The organism is Streptomyces sp. NPDC058240 (genome assembly GCF_042882135.1).
GTDB lineage: Bacteria > Actinomycetota > Actinomycetes > Streptomycetales > Streptomycetaceae > Streptomyces.
The window spans coordinates 59,419-70,452 of record NZ_JBHVWT010000033.1; the positions used below are offsets into that span (position 1 = coordinate 59,419).

Here is an 11,034-nt window from a genome sequence, read left to right on the forward strand (position 1 = left end):
CTCCGGAGGTCACGGGCGGGTTGCTGCGGAGTTCTGTCGGGTGAGTCGCCTGGTCATGAGGGTGATCGCAGCCCAGGTGATGAGCGTTTCGGAGTGCTGGACGAGTCGTTCGTGGTCTCGTGCGTGCCGGCGGGCGTGCCACCCGCGGCCTCCCCTTGTTCGTCATGGTCACCCCGACCGATCTCCACGACTCCGCCGCCGCAAAGGAGGTCCTCTTCCCGCCTCCGCCTGATGCACCCGGAGATCACCATGGTCTGGGCCGACCGGGCCTACGCCGGAAAGCTCGCGACCTGGGCCCAACACCACCTCAACCTGACGATCAAGACCGTCAGCCGCCCCAAGGACACCACTGGCTTCGTCGTCATCCCCCGACGCCGGGTCGTCGAACGGAGCTTGTCCTGGATCATGAACGCCCGCGGCCACGCCCGTGACTACGAACGGCTCGTCCAGCACTCCGAAACCCTCATCACCTGGGCCGCCATCACCCTCATGACCCGCCGCATCACCCGCTGACCGGCAACCCTCCGGCACCGCACCAGTCGGCCAACGGCTCTCGATGAACACGCAGACCGGAAACAACGTCTCAGGCGCGGCGGACCCGCCAGAGCCATGCTGCCGCGCCGGCCATCAGGGCGAGCATCGCCAGGTTGGCCAGGAGAGCCGGGGTGCCGGCCTCCGGGCCGCCGTTGGACAGGTTCCAGGTGCTGATGATCACGCTCGGCAGGACGGCGGCAAGCAGTACGCCGGTGGTCTTCTGGACGGCGGTCCAGTGCACTGAGGTGCAGAGAAGTACCGCGCCGGTGATGCGGAACAGGACGCCGAACAGCTGGCCGGGGGCAGCGAGAAAAACCATCATGAAGGGCATCGAGAGGGTCAGCATCAGGAGCGGGACCAGGGGGTGCACCTTGCCGCGCCGGGCGGGTGCACCCACATCGCCTCGGGCCGAGGCCCCGGCGGCCCCGTTTTCCGCCTCGGACAGCGCCGTCGCCGCGATCGTGCGGGGGTCTCCCAGCTCCGCCAGGACCTCGCCGATCGCGGCGTCGGGGCGTTCGGCGCGCGTCACCTCGATGTGTTCGGCGAGGTCGGCGAGGAGTTCCTGGCGACGGTCGGCGGGGAGCGCGGAGGCCTCGCGCTCGACGGCGGAGAGGTAGTCGCGTACGGAATCGGTGGGGGTCTTCATGCGAGGTCTCCGGTGGAGGGGTGTGGGGTGGTCAGGAAGGCGTCGACGGCGTTGCGGAAACCGGGCCAGACACGGGTGAACTCGTCGAGTGCGGCCCGGCCGCTGTCGGTGAGCGCGTAGTAGCGACGGGGTGGGCCGGAGGTGGACTCCTGCCAGGTGGTGGTGACCAGGTCGTCGCGGCGGAACCGGGAGAGCAGCGGGTAGACCGTGCCCTGGCTGGTGGCCAGGGCACCGGAGTCCTCCAAGGCATGGAGGAGTTCCACGCCGTAACGGGGGCGGTCCCGCATCAGGGCGAGTACGCAGTACTCCAGGACCCCCTTGCGCAGCTGGGCGGCTGCCCGGGCCTGCTTGGTCGAATCACCTGGTTCCATGCGATGCAAGATACCTTGTGGGACAAGCGGATGGGAACCGGGGGGCGCGGATCCCCTCAACCCATCAGTCTGGTGGTGCTGGTGCGGAGAAGGCGGTGTCGTCACCGTCCGGGACATGGCGAGTGCCGCCTTCACCGAGGCGGTGGTGGTGTGGGAGAGCACCGAGCTGGACGCGGTGCTGTTGAAGGCCGACCGTGCTCTGGTCGGGGCTGGCACGAGCGTGGTGCGCCGGGGAGAACCGGTCTGTGATTACCCGGGCCGCTGCCCGGTGTGCTCGATGAAGGGGTTTCCCGAGGCGATGCGCCGCAGGGCCTCCTCCAGTCCCGAGCAGTACGTCGACGACCTGAAGACGGTTGAGGGGGAGGGGACCATCGCCCCGCACACCGGATCCCGCTCGAAGCTGTACGCGCTCGAAGTCGACGGCGCCGTGCCGGCCGAGGTGAAGAACTGGTAGGACTGTCCGGGGTTGGGGTCTTCTGCAACGGCGTACTGATCGGACTCGCCCGCCTGGTCGACCGTCAGTGGGACCGGTGCCTCATGGCTGCCGCTGCGGAGAGTGCTTCATGACCACGGGACATCCGTTCTCCTGGACCATCAAGATCCAAGTGTCTCGGCTGTCCGGGAACCGGGGTCAAGGCCCGGGATGCCAGCGGCGCGGCCGGACTCACGCACCCTGCCCCGTCCGCCCATCCGCGAGACCTCTAACATCATGTGGCGTTTCGTCGTCGGACGCCGATGCCTGCCTGGCCGTGTCCGCCGCCCAACGCCCACGACGTCCGTCGTACAGCGATGGAGTTGGGTATCAAGCAGCCGAGGAGAGGAACGTTCATGCGCGCTCGGAGCATCGGCGCGGCCGCCGCAACAGCATTGGCGCTGGTGGCTGCCCGCGACCTCATCCAGAAGAAGCACGCACTGCTCAGAAACTTCCCCGTGATCGGGCACGCCCGGTACCTGTTGGAGACGATCGGGCCGGAACTGCGCCAGTACGTCGTGACGTCCAACGAGGAAGAGCGCCCGTTCAGCCGTGACCAGCGCACCTGGATCTATGCGTCGGCGAAGGAAGAGAACAACTACTTCGGGTTCGGAACCGACGTAGACGTCGAGCACGTGCAAGGGCACGCGTACGTGAAGCAGCGGACGTTCGCCGGCACGCTGCCCGATCTGTACGACCCGCAGGCCCCGCTGCCCTCGGCCAAGGTGCTGGGCGGCCCGCGCGGGCGCGCCAAGGCGTTCCGGCCGACGAGCGTCGTGAACATCTCGGCGATGAGCTTCGGATCGCTGTCCGGCGCGGCCATCACGGCGCTCAACAAGGGCGCGGCGCTGGCCGGCGCGATGCAGAACACGGGCGAGGGCGGCCTCTCGCAGTACCACCGCAACGGCGGTGACCTCGTCCTCCAGATCGGGACGTCGTACTTCGGTTGCCGCAACGAGGACGGCACCTTCAACCTCGACAAGCTCAAGGACGTGGTCACAGGAGCCCCGGTCAAGGCGATAGAGATCAAGCTCTCCCAGGGCGCCAAGCCGGGGCTCGGTGGGATGCTGCCGGGCGCGAAGGTGACCCCCGAGATCGCCAAGATCCGCGGCATCCCGGCCGGCAAGGACTGCGCCTCCCCCTCTCGGCACACCGCGTTCCACGACGTCGACTCGATGCTCGACTTCGTGGAGCTACTCGCTACCGAGACCGGTCTGCCGGTCGGGATCAAGAGCGCTGTGGGGGAGATGAGCTTCTGGCAGGAGCTGGCCATGCTGATGGCTCGTGGTGATCGCGGGGTCGACTTCGTGACCATCGACGGAGGCGAGGGCGGCACCGGGGCGGCTCCTCTGATCTTCACCGACTCGGTGTCGCTGCCGTTCCGGATGGGCTTCTCCCGCGTCTACAGCACGTTCGCCGAGCGGGGTCTGACCGACGATCTCACCTTCATCGGCTCCGGCAAGCTCGGCCTGCCCGAGAACGCCGCCGTCGCCTTCGCCCTGGGTGTCGACATGATCAACGTCGCCCGCGAGGCAATGCTGTCCATCGGCTGCATCCAGGCGCAGAAATGCCACACCGACAAGTGCCCCACCGGCATCGCCACCCAGGATCCGTGGCTGGTGCGCGGCGTCGACGCGCCCTCGAAGGCCACCCGGGCCGCTGTCTACCTGCGCACCCTGCGTAAGGAGCTGCTGAAGGTCTCGGGAGCTGTCGGCGTCGCCCACCCGGCACTCATCACCACCAACGACATCGAGATCATGAACGGCGACTACGACGCCCGCACCCTGGCGAGCGTCTACGGCTACAAGGACGGCTGGGGCGAACTCGGCCCGGAGCTCGCCCAGGAGATCACCGCGCTGCTCACCACCAAACCGACCCCTCTCCAGAAGCCTGCCGGCTGACGCGTGACGAGTTGCCGGTGCCTGATCTGCGAGGTCGGGCGGTACGGGGCGGTCGGCCGGGCCGACTACGAGCCACGGCCTGTTGACCCGGGCAGGTGGGACTGGCACGGCGACATCCCGTAGCGTCCCGCCATGACGTGCTCGCGGGCGTGTCGGGCATCCCTCACACGCACCCGTAAACGGCGGGGGGAAGCGGTGGCTTGGAGCAGCACCGCCCCGATCTCGCCGGGCTGGTCATGCTGCCGGCGGCCGCGAGCAGCACACCGATCTGCTCGGCGAACTCGGGGCCGGGCAGCGGCAGGTCGATGTCCGGTTCGTCGGTGACGTAGCCGACGGCCACCGCGGTCGGCAGGTAGTGCATCAGGGCGTTGACGACCTCGGTCCGAGGGCGGCTGGTCCGCTTCATCAGATTCCTGAACACCCGCAGGACGGTGGGCGTGCCGGCGTCGGAGTCCGACATCGGCCCGGGTCCGCCCGCAGAGTTCCCTCCGTTGTTTCCGGGCTGTTGCTGTCCGGGAGCCGGGTAGATGTCGAGCCCGGTCTGTTGGTATCAGTACTCGGCCGCCTCGGCCTCACCGAGGGCGGCGCCGATCCGCCACGGTTTCCGCCGCGGTTCGCGAAGCCTTGCTGCGGGCCCAAGGCCTGGATGAACACCGACCGATTCGAAGAGATCGTCAGATCAGGGGAAGGCGAAGGCCTGGTGAAGGTGTCTGTGGGCCCGATCTTCCTGCGGCTGCGGGCGGCGATGGCGGCTATCCCGACTGGGAACTCGCTGCCGACTCATCCAGCACAGCGAGGCGCACATCGCCTGGTCCACGATCACCCTCATGACCAGACACCTGACAAAGCCCGTCAAACAAGGCACTGCCCTTCCCCGTCTCCACGTGAACCGGCGCCACGGACGGTGCGCATCCGCGCCCGATCCGACGGGATCCGGCGGGCACCAGAGCCGCTTTGCTGACCGTCGCCCCGACGGCAGCCGGATCAATCGTGCCCTTCGGATGATCCAGGGGCGTCAGAATGGTGCGATGGACCATCACTTCGTTGGCATCCCAGAGTTGGCCGGCGTTCCCCGTGTTGCTGTCGTCATCGACGTCATGCGCGCCTTCACCGTGGCTGCCTGGGCCTTCTCGCGTGGCGTCGAGAGGATCGTCCTGGCCTCAACGGAGAGTGAGGCACTTGCCTTGAAGGAGAGCCGCTCGGGTTGGCTGGCTCTGAAGGACGGAGCTCCAGCAGCGGGCTTCGACGCGGTGAACTCACCTGGCTTGCTCAGATCATGCGATTTCGCTGGCCGCACGCTGGTGCAGAAGACGACGGCAGGGACCGTGGGCGCGCTGGCCGTCGCGAACGCACCGCTGGTCTTGTGCGCGAGCTTCGTGGTGGCCGGCCCGACCGCGCGGTTCCTGCAGACCAAGGATTCCGGCCCGGTGACGTTCGTCGTGACCGGCGAGGGAGGCCAGGCCGACGAGGACCTGGCCTGCGCTGAATACATCGGTCAATGTATGGCCGGAGGCGATGTCGAGGCGGCCCCATATCTCCACCGCGCGAGGGCTTCTCGTGCTGCGGCCGATCTTGCCGGTGGGCTGCGGAGCGGATACCACCCGGACGATGTCGATCTCTGCTTGGAAATCGACAGGTTCCCCTTTGCGATGATGGCTCGCCAGGAAGAGTCTCTAACGGTGCTCCGTCCCGTTGCGGTGCCTGACATCCCGTCCGCTATCCGCTGACCCCTCCAGCGCGACCACCCCACCACCACCACCACCACCACCGCGGCGGCCTCCGCACGCTCCCGCCCGTCAGGCCCCCGCCGGTCAGGCACCATCCCTCCGCGAACTCCCCGAACCTCCCGACGCCGTCAAGGCCCGTGAGCTGCTCGCGGACCTCGTCGTGGCCGATGAGGACGACGTCCCCGGATACAGCAAGGCGAAGTTCCCGCACTGGATCACCCAGTACGGCACCTACGACTCGCGCGAGGTCGTGCTGCAGAGAGATGGCCAGGACGTGGTGCAGGACGACCAGTGCCGGGCCGTGTCCGGCACCTGGTACTCGGAGTACGACGGCCGCACGATCGACTTCGCCTCCGCCTCCGGCATCGACATCGACATCGACATCGACATCGACATCGACATCGACATCGACATCGACATCGACATCGACATCGACATCGACCACATCGTCCCCCTCAAGGAAGCATGGCGCTCCGGGGCATCCGCGTGGTCGACACCCGAGCGGCGCGCCTTCGCCAACGACCTGGTCCACCCGCAGCTGACCGCGGTGTCGCCCAACAGCAACCGGGGGAAGGACGACAAGGACCCCGAGAAATGGCCAAGCACGTCTACTCAGCCCAGCGCACCCCTCCAGGGCAAGCCCGGCTAGTGCTACCGCCCGTCTGCGTCCGCGCTGCTGAGCCGCAGCTTTCCCTCGGGGGCGCCGGCCGAGGGACAGACGCATGGTGCACGGCGGCCGGGGGCGGGTGTACGGGGACTATCGGTGTCGTTCGCCGTCTCCTCTGACAGGTCTTCTGGCAACCGCACGGGCACTGCCCTTCTCATGACGTGGACGGAGCCGCTCAGGTGGGCCTGGCGCCGAGGCCCGATGTCAGCAGGTCACAGGGCGTTGAAGGCCTCTTCCGTGGCCTCACACGTGGCGTCCAGGTCGTCGTCGGTGACTGCGGCGGGGACGAACCAGCAGGCCATGGCGAAGGCGTTGGCGTGGACCCCGCGTTTGAGGAGTTCGTGGCGGAAGGCGTGGTAGCGGGCCTGGTCGGTGCGGAGCAGCTCGCGGTACTGGCGCGTGGGAGTGCCGTCGGGGGTGAAGACGGTCTGGAACATGGCGCCGACGCCCTGGACCGCGCAGGGGACGCGGCGGTCGTGGGCGGCACGGCGGATCGCTTCCATGAGCCGCTGGCCGCTGTCCTCGATGTGCTTGGTGACCCCCGGCTGGTTGAGGTGGCGCAGGGTGACCAGCGCGGACGTGGCGCACAGCGGCGAGGCGTTGTAGGTGCCGCCGTGCTTGACGTCCCCTCGTGCCAGAGGTTCCATCACGTGGCGCTGCCCGGCGAACGCGGCGATCGGCAGGCCGCCACCCAGCGCCTTGGAGAAGACGGCGAGGTCGGGCACGATGTCGAACAGCGTCTGGGCTCCTCCGGGGCCGGTGCGGAATCCGGTGCAGACCTCGTCGAAGATGAGCACGATCCCGCGTGCCGTGCATTCCTCCCGCAGCAGGCCGAGGTAGCCCGGATCGGGCATGGTGCAGGCATTGTTGGCGACGATCGGCTCGCAGATGACCGCCGCGAGTTCGCCCCGGTGGGCGTCCAGGAGGGTGCGGAGTGCCGCGGGGTCGTTCCATGGGCAGACGACCACGTCGTCGACGACCCCGGCCGGGATGCCCGGGGAGTGGGGTACGGGGTGCGGCGTGGCGTAGGGGCCGGCCTCTGAGGTGTCGGGGCGGTTGGAGATGGCCAGGGTGTCGGACCATCCGTGGTAGTGGCCCTCGAACTTGAGGATCTTCGAGCGCCCGGTGTACCCGCGGGCGGCACGTACGGCTCCTTGCACCGCCTCGCTTCCCGAGTTGGCGAACCGGACGAGCTCCGCACAGGGCACCATCTCGCAGATCAGCTCGGCGAGTTCCACTTCAGCAGTGTTGCAGGTGCCGAACATCGCGCCCGTGCTCAGGACGGCGGTGAGTGCCTCGGTGAGCTCCGGGGCGGCATGGCCCAGGATCGCGCTGCCGTAGGAGATGAGGTAGTCGAGGTACTCGTTGCCGTCGACGTCCCGGATGCGCGTTCCGGACCCACTGGCGATGTAGAGCGGGTAGGGGTGCGGGCCGGTCGAGGTCAGTCTGGAGGAGGAGCTGATGCCGCCCGCCAGCGATGCCTTGGCCCGGTCGAACCAGGCGCGACTGCCGTCCGTCCCGCCCAACGCCCTTATTTGGCCGGTCATATGTGCCTCCTGTTTGGGTGAGGGATGCTTGGGCACGTTCGGAGAGCCCTTCATACGCAGGGGATTGTTTGAGGAGAGGACGGGCGGGACGTGACTGGGAAGACGGCGGTCGTTACTGGCGCGGGCAGCGGAATCGGGAGGGCGTGTGCGCTCGGTTTGCTGGCGGACGGCTGGACGGTGGTCCTGGTGGGTCGGCGCAAGGAGCCGCTGGAGGAGACGGCGGCGCTCACGCACGCCGCCGGCCGCGACCGCGCCGTCCCATTCCCCGCCGACATCACCGATGCCACCGCGGTGGACGACCTGTTCAGGTCCGTGGTGGAACGGTTCGGGCGGGTGGACGTGCTGTTCAACAACGCCGCCGACGTCATGCCCTACACCCCGACGGAGGACGTGAGTGTCGAGGACTGGCACCGCGTGATGGACTCCATCGCCACCGGGACCTTCCTGTGTTCCCGCGCCGCCTTCCGTGTCATGAAGGAGCAGACCCCGCGCGGTGGACGGATCATCAACAACGGAGCACCCTCCGCTCAGGCTCCCCGGCCGGACTCCCTCGCGTTCACCGCGGCCAAGCACGCGGTCGCGGGGATGACGCGCTCGCTGTCCTTGGACGGCCGCCGCTACGACATCTCCTGCGGCCAGATCGACATCGGCAACGTCACCCCGGAGGACCGCCCCCAGCCGGCCGTCCTGCAGGCCGACGGGTCACGGCGGGTCGAACCCACCATGGACGTGAAGCACGTCGTCGACATGGTGCGGACCATGGCCGCTCTGCCGCTCGGGGTGAACATTCAGTCCGTCCTGGTCATGCCCAGCGCCATGCCCTACGTGGGCCGGGGATAGCCCGGCCACATAGGCGGGGAACCAGTTGCCGGACACCAGCTGCCCGGCCTGGTCCCAGGCGAGCATGCGGTGCAGCCCGTCCAGATGGATCAACCCCTCGCGGACAGCCAGGCCTTCGTAGTCGCGTCCCGAAACGGGCCGTGTACTCAGGAACAACGGGCGGCGGGGGGCCGTGCTCTGACGTGCGAGTTTGAGCGCACACAACGGATTGGAGCGCTCGTACGAGGCGCCCCGCCCCGCCAGCCGCTCCGCCGTCGCGGCCACCGTCAGCCCCGCCTTGGGGACGAGCTCCACCTCTCCGTCCTCACCCAGGTGCCAGGGGAGCACCACACCGCGCACCTCCGGGCCCTCCAACAGCACCTGATGCCAACGGCCGCCCAACTCCCGCTGCCCGTTGCGGATGTGCCCTTCGGCCTCGTCGTTGGTGTTGGCCTGATCGGACGCGTCGAAGGGGTGCTCCTGGGCGAAGTGGCCGATGACCATCTCGAACCGGACCGCTCCCAGAATCCTCATCCGTTGCACCTTCCCGCCTCTTCGTACTCACCGAAGTGCCGTTCGGCGAACAGCTCCGGACGTCCTGCGTCCAGACCGCGCGAGCGCGCCACTCCCAGCACTTGCCGCCAGTACGGCTTGACAGGCGGCCACAGCGTGCCCGTACGGCAGTACGAGCTGTCGATCATGTAACGCGGCCCCGCGTTCGTCTGTGGTGCTGACGCGGCCCGGCGGGTGTGAAAGAGCGCCGAGTGGAGTACGACGGTGGACCCGGGCGGCAAGTCGTCGACGAGCACCTCGCCCGGCAGGACCGCCGTGACCAGGTGGCTGCGGGCGTCCTTCTCCGCGACTTCCCGGTGCGAGCCCGGCAGCACGGCCAAGCCACCCAGCTCCGGCTTGAGCCCGCCTATGTAGTGCAGGGCGTGGATCATCGGTAAGCGGCGGTCGCGCTGCGGCCGTTGCTCGTAGTCGTGGTGCCAGCTCTTGCCGGCTCCCCCGGCCGGCCGTCGGTCGCTGTGCAGGTGGTGGAAGACGAAGGACTCCCCCAGCAGGTCGGGGTGGCCGAGCAGGTCCAAGAGCGGCGGATACACCGCGAGCTCACCGTGCGACTGCAGGTCCAGCTCGACCACCTGCGGCGACTCAGCACCCGGATGCAGACAGGCATCGATGGACTTCTGACGCCAGCCTGTCTCCACCCACTTGTCGACCTCCGGCGCGAGGCGGTCGACGAGGTCGGCCGACAGGAATCCGGGAAGGACGAGAAAGCCGTCCTCGGCGAATTTTTCAATCCGAACCTCATTGGCACGCGTGCCACTCACGTGTTGGACCCCCGGTTCACTCGGATGTTGCGCCACGGACGCCACAATGTTCGGCGTTTCCTATCCAAGTCCGATATGCGTCATGCGCATGACGGGATGAATGGCCAGAAAGAGGCACTCCTGCACGAGGCCGCAGACTGGTTCGCCCTCGACCGCACCGAGGGCCAGCGGTCGGTGTACGTCGCGGCAGAGAAGGACACCCTCCGGCAGATGTTCACCTCCTGGCTGGCCGAGTACGGCATCCCGGTCCTGGTGGTCCGCGGCTTCGCCTCCCAGTCCTACGCCGAAGTCGTGCGTCGCCGCACCGCCCGGCACGGCCGCCCCACGCTCCTGTGGTGCGGTGGCTTCGACGCGAGCGGGGCGGAGATCGAACGGGACTGGGCCCGGCGCACCGAAGACTGCTGGGACGAAGTCCGCCGGGTGCTCCTGACCCGCGAGCAGACCATCGAGTACGAGCTGCCCCCGGCCCAGGGCAAGCACGGCGACCCGAGATGGCCGGCCTTCGCCGACCACTACGGCCTCGACCCCGCACACCCCGTGCAGTGGGAGATTGAGGCCCTGGAACCGGCCGAACTCCAGCGCCTGGTCCTCGCCGCCGTCACCCCGTACATCGACCACCCCGTACATCGACCACGCCGTACTCGCCCAGCAGATCGCCCGCGAGGAAGAACAACGCCGCGCCCTGGCCGACTTCCTCGACGGCTGGGGCACCGCACCCGGGACCTCCTGACCCTGCTCGTCCCGCCGCCCCACCACGCCCGGTGCTCCTCAGCTCAGGGAAGAGAAACACCCTCTCCCCCCGACTCGTCGGGGCGGAAGTGCCCCTCGTCGAGCAGTTCCCGCACTCGTGTCTTCTTCCTCTCCGCCATAGCGATTTTCAGGGGTGCCGCATGGGCGGATACTGAGTAGGCAGCAGCGCCAAGGGGGTCTGTCAAACGAGCGGTGTAACTCAGGTTGTTGGAGTTACTGGCGTGCTGCGGAGAGCCGGCCGTCGAAGGTGATGTCGAAGGCGTTGAGTG

11 protein-coding genes and 2 pseudogenes are annotated in these 11,034 nt (G+C 68.3%); 7 read left to right on the forward strand and 6 right to left on the reverse strand.

The features are described 5' to 3' along the window. Positions 1-140: 140 nt before the first annotated feature. Positions 141-510 (forward strand): annotated as a pseudogene (locus ACFVX4_RS32165) (transposase); the annotation flags it as partial. Positions 511-583: 73 nt separating this feature from the next. Here ACFVX4_RS32165 and ACFVX4_RS32170 read toward each other — a convergent pair. Together ACFVX4_RS32170 and ACFVX4_RS32175 are read right to left on the reverse strand one after the other, a co-directional pair. Next, positions 584-1,180 (reverse strand): HAAS signaling domain-containing protein, encoded by a 597-nt coding sequence (locus ACFVX4_RS32170; protein WP_389984039.1) that lies wholly within the window; start codon positions 1,178-1,180, stop codon positions 584-586. Then, positions 1,177-1,551: a PadR family transcriptional regulator gene (locus ACFVX4_RS32175; protein WP_389984042.1), complete on the reverse strand. Its 375-nt coding sequence runs from the start codon at positions 1,549-1,551 to the stop codon at positions 1,177-1,179. Before ACFVX4_RS32175 ends, ACFVX4_RS32170 begins: the two co-directional genes overlap by 4 nt. A gap of 115 nt (positions 1,552-1,666) precedes the next feature. Between ACFVX4_RS32175 and ACFVX4_RS32180 the strand changes: the two genes are divergently transcribed. After that, complete coding sequence (locus tag ACFVX4_RS32180) at positions 1,667-2,005, forward strand: hypothetical protein (protein WP_389984045.1); 339 nt, start codon at positions 1,667-1,669, stop codon at positions 2,003-2,005. A 374-nt stretch (positions 2,006-2,379) separates the two neighbouring features. Beyond that, positions 2,380-3,924, forward strand: coding sequence for an FMN-binding glutamate synthase family protein (locus tag ACFVX4_RS32185; RefSeq protein WP_389984048.1), 1,545 nt, complete (start codon positions 2,380-2,382; stop codon positions 3,922-3,924). 163 nt (positions 3,925-4,087) lie between these two features. On the opposite strand, the gene ACFVX4_RS32190 is transcribed toward ACFVX4_RS32185, so the two are convergent. After that, on the reverse strand, positions 4,088-4,384 hold the full coding sequence (locus ACFVX4_RS32190; protein WP_389984051.1) for a hypothetical protein: 297 nt from the start codon (positions 4,382-4,384) through the stop codon (positions 4,088-4,090). A gap of 568 nt (positions 4,385-4,952) precedes the next feature. Between ACFVX4_RS32190 and ACFVX4_RS32195 the strand changes: the two genes are divergently transcribed. Beyond that, positions 4,953-5,651: a 2-phosphosulfolactate phosphatase gene (locus ACFVX4_RS32195; protein ID WP_389984054.1), complete on the forward strand. Its 699-nt coding sequence runs from the start codon at positions 4,953-4,955 to the stop codon at positions 5,649-5,651. 160 nt (positions 5,652-5,811) lie between these two features. Then, entirely contained in the window at positions 5,812-6,300 is a 489-nt protein-coding gene (locus ACFVX4_RS32200; RefSeq protein ID WP_389984057.1) for a DUF1524 domain-containing protein, read from the forward strand. A gap of 230 nt (positions 6,301-6,530) precedes the next feature. Here the strand turns inward: ACFVX4_RS32200 and ACFVX4_RS32205 are convergent, their stop codons facing one another. Further along, positions 6,531-7,865 (reverse strand): aspartate aminotransferase family protein, encoded by a 1,335-nt coding sequence (locus ACFVX4_RS32205; RefSeq protein ID WP_389984060.1) that lies wholly within the window; start codon positions 7,863-7,865, stop codon positions 6,531-6,533. Positions 7,866-7,955: 90 nt separating this feature from the next. On the opposite strand from ACFVX4_RS32205, the gene ACFVX4_RS32210 reads away from it, so the two are divergent. Next, positions 7,956-8,705: an SDR family oxidoreductase gene (locus tag ACFVX4_RS32210; protein WP_389984063.1), complete on the forward strand. Its 750-nt coding sequence runs from the start codon at positions 7,956-7,958 to the stop codon at positions 8,703-8,705. Between the two features lie 42 nt (positions 8,706-8,747). On the opposite strand, the pseudogene ACFVX4_RS32215 reads toward ACFVX4_RS32210, so the two are convergent. Both ACFVX4_RS32215 and ACFVX4_RS32220 read right to left on the reverse strand, forming a co-directional pair. Beyond that, positions 8,748-9,218, reverse strand: a pseudogene (locus tag ACFVX4_RS32215) (DUF6309 family protein); the annotation flags it as partial. Next, positions 9,215-10,015, reverse strand: a complete 801-nt coding sequence (locus tag ACFVX4_RS32220) for a phytanoyl-CoA dioxygenase family protein (protein ID WP_389984066.1) — start codon at positions 10,013-10,015, stop codon at positions 9,215-9,217. The pseudogene ACFVX4_RS32215 and the gene ACFVX4_RS32220, both read right to left, overlap by 4 nt. Positions 10,016-10,111: 96 nt before the next feature. On the opposite strand from ACFVX4_RS32220, the gene ACFVX4_RS32225 reads away from it, so the two are divergent. Then, on the forward strand, positions 10,112-10,924 hold the full coding sequence (locus ACFVX4_RS32225; RefSeq protein WP_389984069.1) for a hypothetical protein: 813 nt from the start codon (positions 10,112-10,114) through the stop codon (positions 10,922-10,924). The last annotated feature ends 110 nt before the right edge of the window (positions 10,925-11,034 follow it).

Excerpts from the sequence above, each read along its gene's own strand:
- ACFVX4_RS32170 (WP_389984039.1), bottom strand. The coding sequence starts at position 1,180 with ATGAAGACCCCCACCGATTCCGTACGCGACTACCTCTCCGCCGTCGAG.
- ACFVX4_RS32175 (WP_389984042.1), bottom strand. The coding sequence starts at position 1,551 with ATGGAACCAGGTGATTCGACCAAGCAGGCCCGGGCAGCCGCCCAGCTG.
- ACFVX4_RS32180 (WP_389984045.1), top strand. The coding sequence starts at position 1,667 with ATGGCGAGTGCCGCCTTCACCGAGGCGGTGGTGGTGTGGGAGAGCACC.
- ACFVX4_RS32185 (WP_389984048.1), top strand. The coding sequence starts at position 2,380 with ATGCGCGCTCGGAGCATCGGCGCGGCCGCCGCAACAGCATTGGCGCTG.
- ACFVX4_RS32190 (WP_389984051.1), bottom strand. The coding sequence starts at position 4,384 with ATGTCGGACTCCGACGCCGGCACGCCCACCGTCCTGCGGGTGTTCAGG.
- ACFVX4_RS32195 (WP_389984054.1), top strand. The coding sequence starts at position 4,953 with ATGGACCATCACTTCGTTGGCATCCCAGAGTTGGCCGGCGTTCCCCGT.
- ACFVX4_RS32205 (WP_389984060.1), bottom strand. The coding sequence starts at position 7,865 with ATGACCGGCCAAATAAGGGCGTTGGGCGGGACGGACGGCAGTCGCGCC.
- ACFVX4_RS32225 (WP_389984069.1), top strand. The coding sequence starts at position 10,112 with ATGAATGGCCAGAAAGAGGCACTCCTGCACGAGGCCGCAGACTGGTTC.